At 75.0% G+C, this 17,979-nt stretch carries 18 protein-coding genes and 1 pseudogene; 11 read left to right on the plus strand and 8 right to left on the minus strand.

Going from position 1 to position 17,979, the window contains the following annotated elements:
- From AB0O11_RS21920 to AB0O11_RS21930, 3 genes and pseudogenes are all read left to right on the plus strand, one after another.
- Positions 1-276, plus strand: a pseudogene (locus AB0O11_RS21920) (type III PLP-dependent enzyme); the annotation flags it as partial.
- The gene (locus AB0O11_RS21925; RefSeq protein ID WP_363389451.1) at positions 273-896 is read left to right on the plus strand and encodes a GNAT family N-acetyltransferase; all 624 of its coding nucleotides are present in this window, start codon (positions 273-275) and stop codon (positions 894-896) included. The pseudogene AB0O11_RS21920 and the gene AB0O11_RS21925, both read left to right, overlap by 4 nt.
- 5 nt (positions 897-901) lie before the next feature.
- Entirely contained in the window at positions 902-2,107 is a 1,206-nt protein-coding gene (locus AB0O11_RS21930) for an MFS transporter (protein ID WP_363389453.1), read from the plus strand.
- Between the two features lie 97 nt (positions 2,108-2,204).
- Here AB0O11_RS21930 and AB0O11_RS21935 read toward each other — a convergent pair whose 3' ends face one another.
- Both AB0O11_RS21935 and AB0O11_RS21940 read right to left on the minus strand, forming a co-directional pair.
- Positions 2,205-2,594 (minus strand): MerR family transcriptional regulator, encoded by a 390-nt coding sequence (locus AB0O11_RS21935; protein WP_363389455.1) that lies wholly within the window; start codon positions 2,592-2,594, stop codon positions 2,205-2,207.
- 16 nt (positions 2,595-2,610) lie between these two features.
- Positions 2,611-2,892 (minus strand): hypothetical protein, encoded by a 282-nt coding sequence (locus tag AB0O11_RS21940; RefSeq protein WP_363389457.1) that lies wholly within the window; start codon positions 2,890-2,892, stop codon positions 2,611-2,613.
- A gap of 112 nt (positions 2,893-3,004) precedes the next feature.
- Between AB0O11_RS21940 and AB0O11_RS21945 the strand changes: the two genes are divergently transcribed.
- Positions 3,005-3,745 (plus strand): PIG-L deacetylase family protein, encoded by a 741-nt coding sequence (locus tag AB0O11_RS21945; protein WP_363389460.1) that lies wholly within the window; start codon positions 3,005-3,007, stop codon positions 3,743-3,745.
- On the opposite strand, the gene AB0O11_RS21950 is transcribed toward AB0O11_RS21945, so the two are convergent.
- The 3 genes from AB0O11_RS21950 to AB0O11_RS21960 all read right to left on the minus strand — a co-directional run bounded on the left by AB0O11_RS21950 (position 3,742) and on the right by AB0O11_RS21960 (position 5,447).
- On the minus strand, positions 3,742-4,407 hold the full coding sequence (locus tag AB0O11_RS21950) for a DedA family protein (protein ID WP_363389462.1): 666 nt from the start codon (positions 4,405-4,407) through the stop codon (positions 3,742-3,744). The genes AB0O11_RS21945 and AB0O11_RS21950 overlap by 4 nt on opposite strands.
- A 50-nt stretch (positions 4,408-4,457) precedes the next feature.
- Positions 4,458-4,652, minus strand: a complete 195-nt coding sequence (locus AB0O11_RS21955) for a DUF1918 domain-containing protein (protein WP_363389465.1) — start codon at positions 4,650-4,652, stop codon at positions 4,458-4,460.
- Between the two features lie 126 nt (positions 4,653-4,778).
- Positions 4,779-5,447, minus strand: a complete 669-nt coding sequence (locus AB0O11_RS21960) for a TetR/AcrR family transcriptional regulator (protein WP_363389467.1) — start codon at positions 5,445-5,447, stop codon at positions 4,779-4,781.
- 376 nt (positions 5,448-5,823) lie between these two features.
- Here AB0O11_RS21960 and AB0O11_RS21965 point away from each other — a divergent pair, with 376 nt between their 5' ends.
- Genes AB0O11_RS21965 through AB0O11_RS21995 form a run of 7 tightly spaced genes read left to right on the plus strand, consistent with a single transcriptional unit; the run spans position 5,824 to position 15,135 of the window.
- The gene (locus AB0O11_RS21965) at positions 5,824-6,666 is read left to right on the plus strand and encodes a phytanoyl-CoA dioxygenase (RefSeq protein WP_363389470.1); all 843 of its coding nucleotides are present in this window, start codon (positions 5,824-5,826) and stop codon (positions 6,664-6,666) included.
- A gap of 11 nt (positions 6,667-6,677) precedes the next feature.
- Positions 6,678-7,247 carry a DUF6309 family protein gene (locus tag AB0O11_RS21970; RefSeq protein ID WP_363389473.1) on the plus strand — a complete coding sequence of 190 codons (570 nt, stop codon included), beginning with the start codon at positions 6,678-6,680 and terminating at the stop codon, positions 7,245-7,247.
- Positions 7,244-11,443 (plus strand): AMP-binding protein, encoded by a 4,200-nt coding sequence (locus tag AB0O11_RS21975; RefSeq protein WP_363389476.1) that lies wholly within the window; start codon positions 7,244-7,246, stop codon positions 11,441-11,443. Before AB0O11_RS21970 ends, AB0O11_RS21975 begins: the two co-directional genes overlap by 4 nt.
- Positions 11,444-11,454: 11 nt before the next feature.
- Positions 11,455-12,729, plus strand: a complete 1,275-nt coding sequence (locus AB0O11_RS21980; protein ID WP_363389479.1) for an aminotransferase class III-fold pyridoxal phosphate-dependent enzyme — start codon at positions 11,455-11,457, stop codon at positions 12,727-12,729.
- Positions 12,730-12,748: 19 nt separating this feature from the next.
- Complete coding sequence (locus AB0O11_RS21985) at positions 12,749-13,603, plus strand: TauD/TfdA family dioxygenase (RefSeq protein ID WP_363389481.1); 855 nt, start codon at positions 12,749-12,751, stop codon at positions 13,601-13,603.
- Complete coding sequence (locus tag AB0O11_RS21990; protein WP_363389484.1) at positions 13,600-14,385, plus strand: SDR family oxidoreductase; 786 nt, start codon at positions 13,600-13,602, stop codon at positions 14,383-14,385. Before AB0O11_RS21985 ends, AB0O11_RS21990 begins: the two co-directional genes overlap by 4 nt.
- A 3-nt stretch (positions 14,386-14,388) precedes the next feature.
- Positions 14,389-15,135 carry a hypothetical protein gene (locus AB0O11_RS21995; RefSeq protein WP_363389487.1) on the plus strand — a complete coding sequence of 249 codons (747 nt, stop codon included), beginning with the start codon at positions 14,389-14,391 and terminating at the stop codon, positions 15,133-15,135.
- Positions 15,136-15,293: 158 nt separating this feature from the next.
- On the opposite strand, the gene AB0O11_RS22000 is transcribed toward AB0O11_RS21995, so the two are convergent.
- The 3 genes from AB0O11_RS22000 to AB0O11_RS22010 all read right to left on the minus strand — a co-directional run.
- A complete protein-coding gene (locus AB0O11_RS22000) occupies positions 15,294-15,569 on the minus strand; it encodes a hypothetical protein (protein ID WP_363389490.1) in 276 nt (91 codons plus the stop codon).
- Positions 15,570-15,602: 33 nt separating this feature from the next.
- On the minus strand, positions 15,603-16,319 hold the full coding sequence (locus AB0O11_RS22005; protein WP_363389493.1) for a TNT domain-containing protein: 717 nt from the start codon (positions 16,317-16,319) through the stop codon (positions 15,603-15,605).
- 386 nt (positions 16,320-16,705) lie between these two features.
- The coding region (locus tag AB0O11_RS22010; protein ID WP_363389496.1) for an MFS transporter at positions 16,706-17,979 on the minus strand (1,274 nt) is incomplete at its 5' end.

A 17,979-nucleotide genomic window follows, 5' to 3' on the forward strand; every position in this document is an offset into this window, starting at 1 on the left:
CTCCAGTACCGGCTGGAGTTCCCCACCCACCCCGGCGGCCGGTTCGTCAACGCCGTGGTGGCCGGCCCGACCTGCGACAGCGACGACGCGTACGCGCAGGAGGACGGCCTGGTCCGCGTCCCGCGCGCGCTGGCCTCCGGCGACCCGGTCTGGATCCACTCCTGCGGCGCGTACGCCACGGCCTACGCCACCCGCGGGTTCAACGGCTTCGCGCCGCCGCCGCACACCTGCATCGGCGGCGGCGACGGCCGGGGCCACCACGGAGGCACCGCATGACCGACACCCGCGTCGAGGGCCCGGCCGAGTTCCGGACCGACACCCCGGCCGGCCTGCGCATCCGGTTGCTCCAGGAGGAGGACTGGGACGCCGTGGTCGCGCTGGAGGAGCGCGCCTACGCCGCCAGCGGCCTGTCCGAGGGCCGCGAGGCGCTCCGGTCCCGGCACCGCGCCTCCCCGGACACCTGCTTCGTGCTGGAGCACGCGGGCGGCGTCGGCGGCTACCTGCTCGCCCTGCCGTACCCGCTGTTCCGCTGCCCGGACCTCGGCCGCAACGAGGACGGGGACGGCGCGGGCGAGCGGCCGACCAACCTGCACGCGCACGACCTGGTGATCTCCGAGGACCTGCGCGGCCGGGGACTGTCCCTGCGGATGCTGCGGCACCTGGAGGAGACCGCCCGGGCGGCCGGCTACCGGACCGCCTCGCTGGTCGCCGTCCGCGGTTCGCACGTGCTGTGGACCCCGCTGGGCTACCGGGCCCGGCCCGGGATCCGGCTGCCCGAGAGCTACGGCACCCGGGCGGTCTACATGGCGATGCCGCTGGACGCCGTCCCGGTCCGGCCGCTGCCGCACTCCACCGACCCGGTCCCCGGGCCGCACCCCAGAGCCGAAGTGGGCTGATACCGATGTCCCCCGTTCGCGACGACTTCCGCCGGTCCCAAGTGGCCACCGGCGCACTGTTCTTCGTCCTCGGATTCCAGTACGCGACCTGGGTCTCCCGGGTGCCCGCGCTCAAGGCCCGGCTCGACCTGGGCGAGGCCCAGATCGGCCTGCTGCTGATGACCTGCGGAATCGGCGCGGCGGTGTCCTTCCCCCTGGTCGCGGTGCTGATGCGGCGGTTCGGCTCCCGACTGCTGTCGGTGCTGTCCTCGCTCACCCTCGGTGTGATCCTGCTCGCGCTGTCGGTGGTGCCCGACTACCCGCTGACGCTGCTGGTGCTGTTCCTCGACGGCGTCGCAGTCGGCTGCCTGAACGTCGCGATGAACGCCCAGGGTGCCGCGCTGGAGGCCCGCTTCGAGCGGACCACGATGTCCCGGCTGCACGCCACCTTCAGCGCCGGCTCGCTGTTCGCCGCGCTGCTGGCCTCGGGCGTCACCTCCTTCACCGGCACCCTGGCGGTGCACTTCGGACTGGCCGCCGCGCTGCTCGTGGTGCTGGTCGTGGCCGCCCGGCCGGGGCTGTCGGCGGACGGCCCGGCCGAAGCCGCCGGACCGGCGGAGAAGAGGCAGCGCCGCGGTTTCGTGCTGCCGACCGTCGCGACCCTCTGGATGGGCCTGGCGATGGTGTTCGGCACCGTCACCGAGGGCGCCATGAACGACTGGTCGGCGCTCTACCTCAAGGACTACGTCCACGCCGGCGCGGGGCTCGCCCCGATGGGCATCGCGGTGGTGTCGGTGATGATGGTCTGCGCCCGGATCTTCGCGGACGGCTGGCGCACCCGCTTCGGCGACGGCCGGATCGTGCGCACCGGCAGCCTGCTGGCAGGCCTCGGACTCGCCCTCGCCCTGGCGGTCGGCGGTGTGGTCCCGACCCTGCTCGGCTTCGCCTGCGTCGGCCTCGGCGTGGCCGCGGTGACCCCGTGCGTCTACGTCGCCGCCGCCCGGCAGGGCGCCGACGCCCTCTCGCTGGTCGCGGCCATGGGCACCACCGGCCTGCTGGCCGGCCCTGCCGTGATCGGCTTCATCGCCGGTGCCACCAGCCTGCTCTGGGGCATGGCCGCCGTTGCCGTCTCGGCGGCCGTCGTCTCGCTCTGCGCCACCCGGATCCGCTGGCCCGGCCGGCCGGGCCCCGCCGCCCCCGCCGACCCCCGGCTCGCCGCCGACGCGACCTGACGACACCACCCGCACTCCCGCCCGGGACCTCGCGCACCCCCGTCGCGAGGTCCCGGGCGGGTTCCCGGCATCCGGCAGGGATCGGGCCGAGCCCCTGTCAGTCGCCCGGGACCTCCGTTCCGCCGGTCGCGATGTGGTGGGCGAGCTTGGCGCGCAGGGCGGTGAGGCGCGCGATCTCGGCGTCCAGGGTGGCCAGGCGGGCGTGGACGACGGGGGCCAGGGTGTCGGGGCCGGGGGAGTCGGAGCAGCGGACCGGCGGGTCCTGGCCGAGCAGGTCGAGGCGGTGGACACGGCTGGCCAGGTCGTCCACCGTCAGCCCCACGGCGAGGAGCCGGCGGATCACCCGGACCCGGGCGACCTCGGCCGGGCCGTACTCGCGCTGGCCGGAGCCGGAGCGGGCGGGCGGGTGGAGGAGCCCGCGCTGTTCGTAGAAGCGCAGCGCCCTGGGTGTGGTGCCCGCCGCTGCCGCCGCGTCGCCGATCCGCATGCCCGCTCCCTGATCGTCAGAGTTCCACGATGGTGGTCCCGAAGGTGTCTCCGGTGAACAGTCCGGTCAACGCTGCGGCGGCCCGGTCGATGCCCGCCACCGCCGTCCACATGTTGAGCACGGCGGACACCCCCACCACGGACGCGGTCCGCACCCCGAGCGGGACCGCGGAGTCGTCGGAGTCCGAGATGCCGCCGATCATCGGGGACACGACGAGGAACACCATGACGGCGGCGACGGTCTCCAGGACGAGCAGCGCGAGTGCCGAGTGGACGAAGGCGAGCCGGATCCGGGTCATGATCCCTGGACGCCGCCTGACGCGCGGTAAGTTCCCGGTCGGCTGCCGGATCCCGGTCCGGTGGCCGGGCACGTCCGTACGACCGTGAGCCGCACCGAGAGGAACGAGCAACATGACCGAGCAGGCCCCCGAGCCCTTCGAGCCCGTCGACGAGGACTGGCAGACCGCGCTGGCGATCGTGGCCCACCCCGACGACATGGAGTACGGCGGGGCCGCGGCCGTCGCCCGCTGGACCTCGCAGGGCAAGAAGGTCGTCTACGTGATGGTCACCAGCGGCGAGGCGGGCATCGACTCGCTGGACCCGGCCGAGTGCGGCCCGCTGCGCGAGGCCGAGCAGGTCGCCTCGGCGCGTGTGGTCGGCGTCGACACCGTGGAGTTCCTCGGGTACCCGGACGGCGTGGTGGAGTACGGCCTGCCGCTGCGCCAGGACATCGCCCGGGCGGTGCGCAGACACCGGCCGGACATCGTGATCACCAGCAACTTCCGGGACACCTACGGCGGGGTGTCCCTGAACCAGGCCGACCACGTCGCGGTCGGCCGGGCCACCCTGGACGGGGTCCGGGACGCCGGGAACCGCTGGGTGTTCCGCGAGCTGCTGGCCGAGGGCCACGAGCCGTGGAGCGGCGTGCGGCAGATCTGGGCGGCGGCCTCGCCGGAGGCGAAGCACGCGGTGGACACCACCGAGCACTTCGACCGGGGCGTCGCCTCGCTGGAGGAGCACAAGGCGTACCTGGCCGGGCTGGGCGGGGCGATGGCGGAGCCACGGGAGTTCCTGGAGGGCTTCGGCCGGAGCGCGGGCAGCCGGCTGGGGACGCGCTTCGCGGTCCCGTTCGAAGTGTTCCCGCTGCGCTAGTCGGGCGGTTCCCCGGAGGCGTCGGTGCCCGTGCGGCGCCGGCGCCGGTAGCGCAGCACCTGCCGGAGCAGGAAGGCGGCGACCAGCACGCCCAGCCCGACCGCGAACCAGACCTGGTAGCGCAGCGCCGTGTGGTAGACGGTGCCGATGTTGGCCCCGGCGAGGTAGCCGAAGGTGCCCCAGGCCGCCGTCCACAGCGCCGCGCCGAGCAGGTTGTACGGCAGGAACAGGCGCCACGGCATCTCCGTGGTCCCGGCGATGATCCCGTTGTACTGGCGCAGCCCGTCCACGAAGCGGGCGACCGTCACCACCTTGCCGCCCTGCCGGGCGAAGAAGGCGTCCGCGCGCTCCATCCGGGCCGGCGTGAGCAGCACGTAGCGGCCCCAGCGGTGGACGAAGGCGCGCCCGCCGGTGTGGCCGATCAGGTAGCCGAGGCTGTTGCCGAGCGCGGCGGCGCCGGCCGCGATCAGCAGGACGGCGGCGAGGTCGAGGTGCCCGGCACCGGCGTACACCGAGGCCAGGACCAGGATGGTCTGCCCGGGCACCGGGATGCCGCAGTTGTCCAGCAGGACGAGCAGCGCCACCGCGAGGTACCCGTAGTGGTCCAGCAGTGGCGCGAGCTCGGCGAGTGCCCCGGGCAGCGGGGTCGTGGGGGCGGACACCGCTCCTCACCACCTCGCGCGGGTGGCGCGCGGGGCGGCGGGGGTGTGGGTCAGCGTTCCGACTGGCGCTGTTCGATGTTGCAGTCGGGGCCGGGGTAGATCAGACCCTCGTGGCCGTCCTCGAAGCGGACCACGTACGGCGGCTCGCCGTCGGTGCCGCGCACCTCGATGATCTCGCCCTTCTGGTCCACCATGCCCACCGACCTGCTGTGGATGTGGAGCTGGTCACCTACCGCTGCGTGCATGGTCTGCTCCTCCGGTCGTGTGTTCCTGCCGCCTCCGCGGCCGTTCCGCTATCCACTGTGCTGCGGGCGCGGCGGGCTCGCAACGCCTCGGGCGGGCGGGGCGTCCGAGGCCCGCGGGGCCGGGCGTCAGCAGGCGGACGGCTGTTGCGCGAGGTAGCCGCGGACCAACCGCTTGCACTCGGCGATCAGTGCCGGATCGCCGTCGGGGGCGTCCCGGAAGGCCAGTTTGAGCACTGCGTCGGCGGCCTCCAGGGCTACCCGCAGGGTCAGTGTGGTGGCCGCCGGGTCGCCCGTCCGGAACAGTTCGCCGCCGAGCGCCTGGAGCCGCAGCGCGACGGCGGTGTTGTTGTCCACGCCCGCGTCCAGCAGGTGCCGGTCGTCCCGGACACCGGTGGGGACGGCCGGGCCGGCCAGCCCGAAGTCCAGCCGTCCGAAGCCCGGTACCGCGCGTTTCATCGCCACGAACTCCTCCACCGCGAGGTCGGTGAAGACGGCGGGGCCGACCGGTGCGGCGGCCGCCAGCCGGACGTCCAGGCGCTGGAGGTATTGGTCGAGGTTGCGGGCGGCGAGGGCGGCCAGCAGGTCCTCCTTGCCGGCGAAGAACTGGTAGAGGGTGCCGATCGGCACCTGGGCGCGCTGGGCGACCTCCTTGGTGGTGAGCGCGGTCGCCCCGATCTCGTCCAGCAGTCCGGCGCAGGCGTCCAGGATGCGGCCGTACCGCTCCAGGCTGCGCTGCTGGACCGGGCGGCGCCTGACCGGTCCGGCCGTCCGCTGACTCCTGGTTCCCGCGTTCATGACCTCACTGTGCCGCATCCGCTGTTGCGGCGGCGAATCACCGGGGCCCGAGCGGCCCGGAGTTCCCCGTGAGGCGGGAGCCGAGTGGTGGCCGGAGCTGAACGGCACGGTGGCGGGAAGGTGTCCAGGAGCCGGCACCGGCCTTGTCGTGGACGCGAGGACAGGTTCATACTCCTGAGGCGGACTACCTTGCGTGATCAACGCGTACCTCTTCGTGGTGATCGCGATTCAGCTGTGGCGGCCGAGGCGCCCGTGACGGACGCTCCGCCGCCACCCGAGGTCTGGATGACCCCGTGTGCCCCCACTGCTCGTGCGACGTCCCGTGGTGCCGAATCCCCGTGTGTGCCCCGCCGAACGGAAGGAGGGGATCGGTTCGGTGACGCTGTCCTCCGGAGGGCGCGAGGCCCTCGACACCGGGCGCCGCCGCCAGTTCCTGGAGTCCGGGTACCTGGTCCTGCCGGGCCTGCTGCCGGAAACGCTGCGCGAACGGCTCGCCCCCGAGGTGGACCGGTGGGTCGACGAGGGCCTGCGGGCCCGGTCGATCGCCGCGTGCGCCGACCCCTTACGGTACGGACCGCCCCCGCTGCTGGAACTGGAACTGCCCGCCCACGGCGAACTCCTCACCCACCCGCCGCTGCTGCGCACCCTGACCCGCCTGATCGGGCCGGACTTCGTCTTCCACCACCTGCACAGCGACCGCCAGGACCCGGAGATCCCGGGCAAGGCCTGGCACCACGACTGCGAGCCCAACGACCGCTCCGACCCGTCCCTGCTGATGGTGCACGCGCTGCACTACCTCGGCGGACTGGACGAGAAGGTCGGCAGCCTGGCCGTGCTGCCCGGCTCGCACCTGCGCGCCGCCGGCAAGTCCGCCCTCGCCCGCCACGGCACCGCGGAACTGCCCGACGAGGTGGTGATCGACCGGCTGCCGCCCGGCTCGACGGTGCTGCTCAACTCGGCGCTGTTCCACACCCGCCGTCCGGCGCCCGAAGGGCCGGGCCGCCCCCGCTACTTCGTCGACGCCTCGTACTGCCAGGTGGGGGCGCGCTGGCGCCCGGTGAAGCCGTACTGGCGGCAGATGCTCGCCCGGGCCCGCGAACTGGACCTGGCCGACGGCCAATGGCCCGAGCTGTTCGCGGAACGGCACTTCACCGAGTACAGCGGTGCCGGGTACACCGGCGCCGAGTACACGGGCGCCGAATCCACCGGAACCGTCTGAGGAGCACTGCCGTGGAGATCGTCACCGCCGTCGCCTACCCCGAGGTCCACGACGCCTACCTGCGGGACCACCCGGTGGAACGGGCCCACGAGGCGAACAGCAACCTGTACGGCGAGGAGAGCCTCGAACGCGCCGACCGCCTCCCCGGCGGCTGGCGGCGGATCCGGCTCTCCCGGACGGACGTCCTGGGCGTCGTGCTGCCCTGGCACCTCAGCGAGGGCGGGGAGCTCGAACTGGTGCCGCGCTGCGGACTGACGGTGGCCGAGGCGGCCGAACGGGTCCGCGCCGGCGGAGCCGCCTGGACCGCCGCCAACCCGGTCTGCGCGGCGAAGCTGCAGCTGCTGCGGTGGGCCCCGTTCACGCCCGTCTACCTCAGCACCGCCCCGATCGGCCACCCCGACTACGGGGACCTGAAGGTCCGGTCGGGCCTGATCCACCTCGACGGCCTGCACCGCATGCTGGCCTGGGAGTTGGCCGGGCGGCTGCCCGAGCGGGAACTGCTGGACGGCTACCTGGCGGGCGACCCGGGCGCGGCCGCCGGGCCCGCCCGGGAGGGCCGGGCGGGGGACGAGCCGGCGTGACGTCCGCGACGCAGCACGTCCGATCCGCGCCCTCCGCCCGTTCCGCGCGCTCACTGCCCGAACTGCTCGCCCACCTCGCCCGGGCGCACCCGGACCGGCCCGCCCTGGGCGACGGCGTGCGCGGCTTCGACTACCGCACGCTCGACACCGCGGCCGCCCGGATCGCCGCCCGGCTGGCGGCCACCGGCACCGGCCGGGGCGACCGGGTCGCCCTGGCCGGCCCCCGGGACGCCCGGATGCTGGTGCTGCTGCACGGGGTGCTGCGCTCGGGCGCGGCGGCCGTGCTGACCGATCCGGACTGGTCGGCGGCCGACCTGGCCCGGCGGCTGGCGTCCGTCCGGGTGGCCCGGGTCCTGGCCACCGAGGGCGGACTCGGCGGGGAGGTGGTGGACGTCGAGGCGCTGCCGGAGCCGCCGCCGGTGGCCACCGAGGTGCGGGGCGAGGACCTCGCGTACCTCTCCTTCACCTCCGGGTCGAGCGGCGAGCCCAAGGCGGTGGCCGTCACCCACGCCAACGCCGTGCACTACGCCCGGGCGCTGGCCGGGCGGCTCGACCTCACCGAGGCCGACGCGCCCTGCGCCGCGCACGTCACCACCCTGGCCGCCGACCTCGGCCACACCGCCTGGCTGCTCGCCCTGGCCACCGGCGGCTCGGTGCACCTCGTGCCGGACCGCGAGGTGCGCGACCCGGAGGCCTTCTGGGCCTCGCTGCGGCAGGCCCGGGTGGACGTGCTGAAGACCACCCCCTCGCACCTGACCGCCCTGCTGGAGGGCCGCCCGGCCGACTTCCCGCCGCTGCGCACCGTGCTGCTCGGCGGCGAGCCGCTGCCCCGCCCGCTTGCCGCCGCCCTGCTCGACGGCGGCACCACCGCGCGGCTGGCCAACCACTACGGCCCGACCGAGACCACCGTCGGAGCCACCTGCCTGCTCGTCACCTCCGCCCGCCAACTGCCCGCCGAGGAGCCGACCGTACCGATCGGCACCGGGATCGGGGAGGTGCTGCTGGCCGTGGTGGACGGCACCGGCCGGGTGGTGCCGGACGGCGCGGTGGGGGAACTGCTCATCGGCGGCCGGGGCGTGACCGCCGGGTACTTCGGGCGGCCGGCCGAGACCGCCCGCGGCTTCGTCCGGCACGAAGGCCGACCGGTCTACCGCACCGGCGACCTGTGCCGCAGGCGGGCGGACGGGAACCTGGTCTTCCTGGGCCGGGTGGACCGCCAGGTGAAGGTCCGCGGCTACCGGGTGGACCTCGCCGAGGTGGAGCGGGCCATGGACGGCCACCCGGGCGTCGCCCGCTCGGCGGCGCTGCTTCGGGAGACCGCGCTCGGCAACCAACTGATCGGCGTCGTCCGGCTGTCGGACGGCTTCGGCGGCCTGGAGGCGCTGACCGCGCACCTGCGGGACCGGCTGCCCGGCTACTCCGTACCGCAGCCGATCCTGGTGCTGCCGCAGTTCCCGGTCGGGCCGAACGGCAAGCTCGACCGGCCGCGGCTGGCGGAGCTGGCGGCCGGACTGGTCGAGGCCCGGGCGGAGTCGAGCGGCACCGCCGGGAGCGGCCCGGCCGGGGAGATCGCCCGGTTCTGGGCGGGCGCCCTCGGCCTGCCCGCGGTCGGGCCGCACACCGACGTGCTCAGCCTCGGCGGGGACTCCATCCTCGCCATGCGCACCATCGCCCTCCTGCGGCGCTCCGGTCTGCGGGTCGCCTACGAGGACTTCTACCGGCACCCGACGGCGGAGGGCCTGGCGGCGGCCGCCGTCCCGTCCGCGCCGTCCGTCCCGGCCCCGCGCGGCGACACCGACGGGTTCCGGCTCGCCCCCGCCCAGCGCTGGTTGTACCGGCAGCGGCCGGTGCGGGACCTGCGGCACTGGAACCAGTCCGTGCTGCTGCGATGCCGCACCGCCGTCGACCCGCAGGCGCTCTCGGCGGCCGTCGCGGCCGTCCTGGAGCGGCATCCGGCGCTGCGCCGGCCGGTCACCCCGGACGGCTGCGGCGAGGTCCGGGCGGTGGCCGACCTCGATCCGGTCTCCTTCTCCCGGATCCCGCGCGCGGCCGGGGAGATCGCCGACACCGTCGCCGGGGTCTGCACCGAACTCCACCGCAGCATCGACCCGTCGGCCGGCCGGCTGCTGCGCGCCCACCTGTTCGCCGGCCCGCCCGGCACCGACGACCGGCTCGCGCTGATCGCCCACCACCTGGTGGTCGACGGGCTGTCCTGGAGGATCCTGCTGGACGACCTGGCGCACGCGTACCGGGCGGTGCTCGACCGGAAGCCGGCCGACCTGCCGCCGACGGCGGACTTCTACGCCTGGGCGGCGCTCTCCTCGCCCGCCGTCGAGCGGGTGCGCGAGGAGCCCGCCGACGGCGAGCCGGCTCCGCAGGAGCCCGCGGCGCTCAGCTGGGCGCTCGACCCGGACGCCACCGCCCGGCTGATCGCCCGGCACGGCGCCGGGGCCGGGCTGGAGGCCGTGCTGCTGGCCGCCTTCGCCGAGGCCGTCACCGGCGACGGCGGACGCCCCCGGCTCGCGGTGGAGGTCGAGACCCACGGCCGGGACGCGGTCGGCGACGCGGGCGAGTTCCTGGACACCGTCGGCTGGTTCACCGCCGTCAAGCACGTCGAGGTGGACGCCGGGGCCACCTCGGGCACCGTGGCGCGGCGGCTGCGCGAGGCTCCCGTCCGGCCGATGGACGCGCCTGGCGAACGGCCCGCCGTCGGCTTCAACTTCCTCGGCACCTTCCGGCTGCCCGAGGAACCCGCGCTGGACTGGACCGTCGCCGCCGAACAGGCCGGGACGGCCCGCTGCGCCGGGGGCGACCCGCTGTACGAACTGCGCCTCACCGCAAGGGTGGTGGAGCAACGGCTGGTCGCCGACCTGGTGTACGGCTGCCCAGGCCTGCCGCACCCGGCCGCCGAGCGGATCACCGGGCGGTTCGCCCGGGCCGTGGCGGCCGAGGCGCGGGCGCCGGTGCCTGAACCGCCGGTGCGGGCACCGCTGTCCACCTCCGGCCAGCTGCTGCACCCCGGCGTTGTCACGGCCACCCGGGCGACGGTGCGCGAACCCGCCCGGGTGCTGCTCACCGGCGCCACCGGCTATCTCGGGCGGCACCTGCTGGCGGCCTTCCTCCGGCGCGGCGCCGAGGTCACCTGCCTGGTGCGGGCCGCGGACGACGCCGAGGCGCTGGAACGGCTCGGCACCGGCGCGGGCGGCGAGACCGGCTCCGTCCGGGCGCTCGCCGGGGACATCGACCGGGACGGCCTCGGCCTCTCCCCGGCCGGGCGGGAACTCGCCCGGGGCGCCCAGCTGGTGGTGCACGCGGCGGCGGACGTCCGGCTGGTGGCCCCGCCCGACGAACTGGAGCGCACCAACCACACGGCGGTGCGCCGGCTGCTCGACTGGCTCGGGGAGCACGCCCCGGACGCCCGGCTCCACCATGTCTCCACGCTCGCCGTCTCGGGCGGTGTCGACGGCCCGCCGCGCCGCTTCAGCGAGGCGGACCTGGAGATCGGCCAGCACTTCCGCACCCCGTACGAGCGGACCAAGTACCGGGCGGAGCAGGCCGTGCGGGCCTGGGCCGCCCGCGGGCACGCCGCCTACCTGCACCGCAGCGGCCACATCGCGGCGCACAGCCGGACCGGCGCGTTCCAGGCCAACGCCGACGACAACCGGATCTACCAGCTGATCCGCGGCTACCTGCTGGCCGGCGCCGCGCCGAGCCGGCCGGACACCGCCTTCGCGTTCTCGTACGTGGACACGGTGGCCGGCGGGATCGCCGCGATCGCGCTCGACCCGTACGCCGCGCCCGGGGCGTACCACGTGGAGTCGCCGCACGCCGTCCCGCACGACGAACTTGTGCGGTGGCTGGCCGGGTACGGCCACCGCGTGCGGCTCACCGACGAGGAGACCTTCGCGGCCGCCCTCGCCCGGGCCGAGCGACACCACCCGACGGCCGCCCGGCTGGCCGCCGCCTGGGCGGCGCAGGAGGAGCGCCGCGTCCTGGTGGACAGCGCGTACACCACCGCGGTGCTCGACCGGCTGGGCGTGCGCTTCGCCGCCCCGACCCCGCGGTGGTGGTCGGCCGCGCTCACCTGGGCCGCCGAGGCCGGCTACCTGCCGCCCGTCGACCCGCCCCCACCCACCCGTGACGGCATCCGTGCCGCCACCGGTGACGACATCCGTGAAGGCAGGACCAACCCGTGAAGGCAGGCCCCGTGTCCCAGCTGTCCCCGGTGCTCAAGCAGGCCACCCCGGTCGTCGCCGTACGCGGCGAAGGACTCCACCTCTACGACGCCGACGGCCGCCGCCACCTCGACTTCACCTCCGGCGTGGGGGTGACCAGCACCGGCCACTGCCACCCGAAGGTGGTCGAGGCCGTCCGGGAACAGGCCGGCCGACTGATCCACGGGCAGTACACCACCGTGCTGCACGACCAGCTCCTCACGCTCACCGAGCGGCTCGGCGAGGTGCTGCCGCCCGGCCTGGACTCGCTGTTCTACGCCACCGCCGGCACCGAGGCGGTGGAGGCCGCACTGCGGCTCGCCCGGCACGCCACCGGGCGGCAGAACGTGATCGTCTTCGAGGGCTCCTTCCACGGCCGCACCATGGGCGCGGCCTCGCTCACCACCGCCGGCACCCGGTTCCGGGCCGGCATCGGCCCGCTGATGCCCGGAGTCGCGGTGGCGCCCTTCCCGGCCGCGTTCAGGCTCGGACTGTCCGGGGAGGAGGCGGTGGTACACGCCCTGCGCGGCCTGGACGAGGTGCTCGCCACGGTCTCCGCACCCGCCGAGACGGCGGCCGTGTTCGTCGAACCGGTGCTCGGCGAGGGCGGCTACGTCCCGGCCCCGCCCGGCTTCCTGGCCGGGCTGCGCGAGCGGGCCGACCGGCACGGCATCCTGCTGGTGGTGGACGAGGTGCAGACCGGCTTCGGCCGCACCGGCCGGTTCTGGGCCCACCAGCACGAGGACGCCCACCCGCACGGGGACGGCTTCCGACCCGACATCCTGATCACCGCCAAGGGCCTGGCCAGCGGGTTCCCGCTGTCCGCGATCGCCGCGCCCGCCGAGCTGATGGGGCGCGCCCGGCCCGGCTCGCAGGGCGGCACCTACGGCGGCAACCCGGTGGCCTGCGCCGCCGCCCTGGCGACCCTGGACGTGCTGCGCGAGGAGCGGCTGGTCGAGAACGCGGCCGAGCAGGGCGTCCGGTTGCTGGCCGGGCTGCGCGCGGTCGCTGCCGAGGCGCCCGGGATCGCCGACGTCCGCGGGCTCGGGCTGATGGCCGCCAGCGAGTTCTGCCGCCCGGACGGCACCCCGGATCCGGAGGCGGCCCGGCGGGCCCAGCAGGCAGCGGCCGAGTACGGCCTGCTGCTGTTGCTGTGCGGGATCCACCTGAACGTGGTCCGGATGATCCCCGCGCTGGTCGTCACGGCCGAACAGATCGACGAGGGCCTGGAGCTGTGGGCGAAGGCCGTCGCGGCCGGCGGCCGGTAGGGAGGAGAGGATGGACGCGGTGACCGAAATCGGTTGGAGCAGCCTGGAGCTGGACGCCCGGCGGGAGCTCTGGTCGCTCCCGCTGGGGGAGCGGGAGCGACGGCTGCTCTGGGCCGACGCGCGGGCCGGACGGTGGGACGCGGCCGAGGAGCTGCGGGCCCGGCTGCGGGAGTTCGTCCGCAAGGCCGCCGACTCGGTCGGCATCACCCATGTGAGCGGACTGGTGGACCCGTCCCACCCGGAGCAGGAGATCACCGAGGTGCTCTCCTTCCTGCTGCGGGACTTCGGCCGGATCGTGCCGCAGAACGGGCGCGGTGACCTCACCTCGGTGCTGCACGACCAGGACGGCGACGGCAACACCGAACTCGGCTTCCACTGCGACACCTGCGACCTGCTGGTCCTGCTCTGCATCCGGCCCGCCTTCGACGGCGGTGGGCTGACCAAGCTGGCGAGCGCCCGGCACGTGCACGACCTGATCCAGCGGGAACGGCCGGACGCGCTGTCCACGCTCCGCGAGGACTGGACCTTCGAGCGCAGCGGCCGGGCCGGCCCGCGGGTGGTGGTCACCCCGATCCTGTACGACCGCAAGGACGGGACGGTCGGCTGCTACTACCAGACCCGCACCGTCCGGTCCTCCCCCGACCGCGGCGGGCCGGAACTGACGGACCGTCAGTGGGAGGCGCTCGGCGTGCTGGACGAGGTGCTCTACCGGCCGGAGATCGCCTTCGGGCTGCCGATGGCCGCCGGGGACCTGCTGATCATCCGCAACAGCCGGGTTCTGCACGGGCGTTCGCCCTTCGTCGACGAGCCCGGGCGGTACGCCCGGCGGATGCTGCGGGTCTGGGTCAACGAGGGGGAGGAGTGGGCGCCGTGACCACCACAGGAGAGGCCGGCGGCGCGGCCGCACCGCACGGGCGGGTGGCGATCGTCACCGGCGGGGGCAGCGGGCTCGGCCGGGCCTCGGCACTGGCCCTGCTGGCGGCCGGCTGGACCGTGGCCGTCGCCGGGCGACGCAAGGACGCACTGGAGGAGACCGCGGCCCTGGCCGGGCCCGGCGCCTCCCGGATGCTGCCCGTCCCGACCGACATCCGCAGCCCGGAGGAGGTCGCCCGGCTCTTCGACACCGTCCTCGACCGGCACGGCCGGCTGGACCTGCTGTTCAACAACGCGGGCGCCGCCGCCCCTCGCCGGCCGATCACCGAGACCCCGTTCGAGGACTGGAACCGGGTGCTGGACACCATCGTCACCGGTGGCTTCCTCTGCGCCCGCGAGGCCTTCCGGGTGATGAGCACCCAGACCCCGCAGGGCGGGCGGATCATCAACAACGGCGCGCCCTCGGCCTACGTGCCGCGCCCCAACTCGATCGCGTACACCGCCGCCAAGCACGCCGTCCTCGGCCTCACCAAGGTGCTCGCCCTGGACGGCCGGCCGTACGGCATCTCCTGCGGGCAGATCGACGTCGGCAACGTCACCCCGGTGGACGGCGGACCGCAGCCGGCCGCGATGCAGGCCGACCGGACCATGGCCGTCGAGGCGACCATCCCGGTGGACCGCTTCACCGAGGCCCTGGTGCTGATGGCCTCGCAGCCGCCGGACACCACCATCCAGTCCCTGGTGGTGCTGCCGACCACCATGCCGTTCGTCGGGAGGGGCTGAGCCGTGCTGGTCAGTGCGCGCTCCTTCGCGGAGTACCGGGCGATGTTCGCGCTCACCGAGCGCGACCTGGAGCAGCGCGTCCTGGACTGCCCGGCCGGCGCCGCGAGCTTCGTGGCGGAGGCCGGGCAGCGCGGCGTCGACGCCGTCGCCGTCGACCGCCAGTACGCCGAGCACCGCGAGGAGTTGGGCCTGCTGGTGGAGCGGGAGACGGAGTTCAAGCGCGAGCTGCTGGTGAAGGAGACGGCCGGCTACGCCCGGGCCTGGTACGCCGACGCGGACGACATGATCCGCCAGTGGACCGCCAACGCCCGCACCTTCCGCGCCGACATCGCCGCCCGACCGGAGCGCTACCTGGCCGGCTCGCTACCCGAACTCCCCTTCGCCGGCGACTCCTTCGACCTGGTGCTCAGCTCGCACCTGCTGTTCTCGTACGGCAACCGGCTGGGCGGGGAGTTCCACCGGGCGGGGCTGCTGGAGCTCGCCCGGGTGGCGCGCCGGGAGGTCCGGATCTTCCCGCTGGTGGTGTACGACACGGGAGCGCGCTACGAGGGGCTGGAGCCACTGCGCGAGGAACTGGCGGAGCTCGGTGTCCCCAGCCGGGTGGAGCGGGTGGCCTACGAGTTCCAGCCGGGGGCCGACGAGATGCTGGTGCTCTCCAGCGCCGGCTACCGGGCGCCGACCCGGACCGCGCCGGGCACGGCGGGGGCCGACGACCCGGTGCGGTGGCGGCACCGGGAGCCGCGGGCCTGAGCGGTCCGGGGGAGCGGCCGCCGGGCGGAGACCCGGGCCTCCGTGGAAGACCTGGTCGGCGCCGCCCGCCGGCTGCGCGAGGAGCCGGCCGGCCGAGGGAGGCCGGGGCGGGCGCGGCAGCACTGCCGCGCCCGCCCCGGTGACACCGGAGGGGGCGGTCAGTTGACGAAGACCGCCGGGCTGCCCGCCTGGCTGGTGTCGGCGACCGGGCCGTAGGTCGCGGAGAAGTAGCCGTCGCCCGGGCAGAGCGTCGAGCCGCCGCTCTTGGCGAAGTGCTCGGTGCGGAAGGCCAGGCTGTGCGCGGCGTTGTCGGCGCTTCCGGTGAACGCGCCGCTCAGCTGGTAGGAGCAGGTGATGGTGCCGAACCAGGTGTCCAGCACGGCGGTGGCCTGGATCGTCCCGGCGGAGCCGCCGAGGCTGAACTCCGTCTCCACGTGTGATGGTGCCCTTGTCCGGTCGGCCGTGGTTCAGGAGCCGTGGCCCGTGCCGACGCAGCGCTCGGGTGCGGCGACCTTCAGGTACTCGTGCTTGAGGAGGTTGGCGACGTTGTAGCGCTCGGCGTCCGTGAAGTCGGACGGCTTGAACTGGGGGTCGAGCCACTGCTGGTAGCCGAACCCCGGCTGGTTGAAGCCGGCCGCGATCCGGCCCTCCTGCACGCGGAAGGAGCGGTTCACCTCGTAGCAGTGGTAGCTGTTCCCGGGGCCGTTGAGCGAGTCCGGCGGCAGGGCACGCTTGGCGTAGGGAGTCCCGCCGGTCGCCAGGAAGCCGCCGGTCTCGGCCCCGAACCGGTCCAGGGCCTGGCCGACGTCCATCGCCTGCTCGTGCATGTCGAGGGTGCCGTTGGCTTCCGCGAAGCCTCGGTTGCCGGGGTACTTCCACTGGGTGCCGTCGCGGTACCAGTCGAGGAACTGGGTCGGCTGCAGGCCCCCGAAGCGCCGGTAGTGGTCCAGCAGCGTCGCCACCGGTCCGGTCGTCGGCAGTTCGGCCGGGCCCAGCTCGGACCGGCCGCAGTAGTAGACGGTCGGGTCGTCCGGAGGGAGGAGGTCCGGACAGTCGGACGGCAGAGGGGCGCGGTGGGACGCCGACCGGTCCGGCGCGGCGGCGACGGCGGTGCCGGCCGAGGCCATCACCGTGAGCGGAAGGGCAGCGGCGAGCGGCAGGACGACGAGCCTGAGCGAACGCATGTGTGGGCTCCAGGGGGCGGAGGGAGGGGTGCGCGATGTACGACGCAGTGACAGCGGACGTACGTGGCACGGTCATTGCACACGCGTACTGATCGGTAGGCGGGCAACCCGGGGAGTGGCTGGGCGCACAGCATTCGGACGGAGCAGTCGACGGGACTGTGAGGCCCCGCATGCCCCGTTCCACGCAGCGGCGGTCGCACGGGTGGACGCCGGGAACAGCACGGTGCGCACGGCGGCGGAGCGCACCTCGTCCGGCATCCGTCGGCGTGCGCGCGGCCGTCAGTGCCCCGGCTCCCGGGAGTGCCGGGCGCACCCCGCCCCTCTCCCCGCCCGGGCCGGTCGGCCGCGAAGCCGGGCAAAACCGCACCACGGCGCGGGTGGTGGCCTCACAGTTCGCGGATCTCACGCCTGGTCAGCGCGTACCCGAACGCGCCCAGCAGGCAGAGCCCGGTCGTCGCGAACACCCCCCGACTCCCGAACGCGTCCACCGCCGCGCCGGCCGCGATCACCGAGACCGGGAAGACCCCCAGCGCGCAGAAGGTGATGGCCGCCATGACCCGGGCCAGCAGCGCGGGCGGGGTGCTCTTCTGCACACCGGTGACGACCAGGACGTTGGTCACCGTGCTGGCGCCGCCGGCCAGGCAGAGCAGCAGCACGGCGCCGACGAGGCCGGTGAACGGCACCAGGCCGATCGCCGCACCCATCACCAGGCCGGAGAGCATCGCCGTGCGGCCCCGCGAGCGCAACTCGGTGAGGCCGGCGGCGAACAGGCCGCCGACCAGCGCACCGCCGGTGAACGCGGCCAGCAGCAGGCCCAGCCCGACGGCGCCGGCGGCGAAGCCGTGGGTGGCCAGCGTCGGCAGGGCGACCCGGGTGGCGCCGCCCACCGTCAGATTCGCGATCACCGTCACCGTCAGCACCGCGCGCAGCAGCGGCGATTCCCGCAACAGGCCGCGGAAGTTCCTTGGCACGGAGGCCCGTTCGGAGATCGGGCGGGGCGGTGTGACGAGGCTGCCGCGGCCGATCATCAGCAGCGTCGCCGCCGACACGGCGAAGGTCGCCGCATCCAGGCCCAGTGCGGCGGCCGGGTTCAGCCAGGCGACCAGCGGGCCGGCCACCGCCGGACCGAGCAGACCGGCGCCGAAGGTGACCGTACTGCTCAGTGCATTGCCCGCGTGCAGGTCCTCGGCGGGCAGCAGCGTCGGGGTGATCGCCCAGGCGGCCGGCAGGAACACCCCTGCCCCGAGGCCGACCAGCAGCGCGAGCCCGCCGATCAGCCAGAACTCCGCCGCCCCGCCGGCGGCGACCGCACACAGCCCGGCGGTGGCGAGCAGCCGGCCGAGGTCGGCGGTCAGCATCACCCGCCAGGCGCCGAAACGGTCGGCGAGTACTCCGCCGAGCGGGGTGGCGGCCAGCCGTCCCGCGCCGTAGGCGGCGACCACCAGGCTCAACTGGCCGGCGCCTCCGGCGAGGGAGTAGACCAGCAGCGGCAGGGCGACCAGCTGGAACGCGTTGCCGAACTCCGAGGTGGCCTGCCCGATCACCAGCAGCCGATACCCGCGCGAGCGCAGCGGCGCGACACCGATCCGGGGGCGGAACCGCAACAGCCCTGCCGCGCCGCCTGCTCCCGCGTTGCCCGTCCCCGCGCCGCCTGCTCCCG

Origin of the sequence: Kitasatospora sp. NPDC093102 (assembly GCF_040683915.1) — a bacterium.
In the GTDB taxonomy this organism is placed as follows: domain Bacteria; phylum Actinomycetota; class Actinomycetes; order Streptomycetales; family Streptomycetaceae; genus Kitasatospora.

What these genes read in the sequence shown, in the direction of transcription:
- AB0O11_RS21925 (WP_363389451.1), top strand. Translation starts at nt 273, where the DNA reads ATGACCGACACCCGCGTCGAGGGCCCGGCCGAGTTCCGGACCGACACC.
- AB0O11_RS21930 (WP_363389453.1), top strand. Translation starts at nt 902, where the DNA reads ATGTCCCCCGTTCGCGACGACTTCCGCCGGTCCCAAGTGGCCACCGGC.
- AB0O11_RS21935 (WP_363389455.1), bottom strand. Translation starts at nt 2,594, where the DNA reads ATGCGGATCGGCGACGCGGCGGCAGCGGCGGGCACCACACCCAGGGCG.
- AB0O11_RS21940 (WP_363389457.1), bottom strand. Translation starts at nt 2,892, where the DNA reads ATGACCCGGATCCGGCTCGCCTTCGTCCACTCGGCACTCGCGCTGCTC.
- AB0O11_RS21945 (WP_363389460.1), top strand. Translation starts at nt 3,005, where the DNA reads ATGACCGAGCAGGCCCCCGAGCCCTTCGAGCCCGTCGACGAGGACTGG.
- AB0O11_RS21955 (WP_363389465.1), bottom strand. Translation starts at nt 4,652, where the DNA reads ATGCACGCAGCGGTAGGTGACCAGCTCCACATCCACAGCAGGTCGGTG.
- AB0O11_RS21960 (WP_363389467.1), bottom strand. Translation starts at nt 5,447, where the DNA reads ATGAACGCGGGAACCAGGAGTCAGCGGACGGCCGGACCGGTCAGGCGC.
- AB0O11_RS22005 (WP_363389493.1), bottom strand. Translation starts at nt 16,319, where the DNA reads ATGCGTTCGCTCAGGCTCGTCGTCCTGCCGCTCGCCGCTGCCCTTCCG.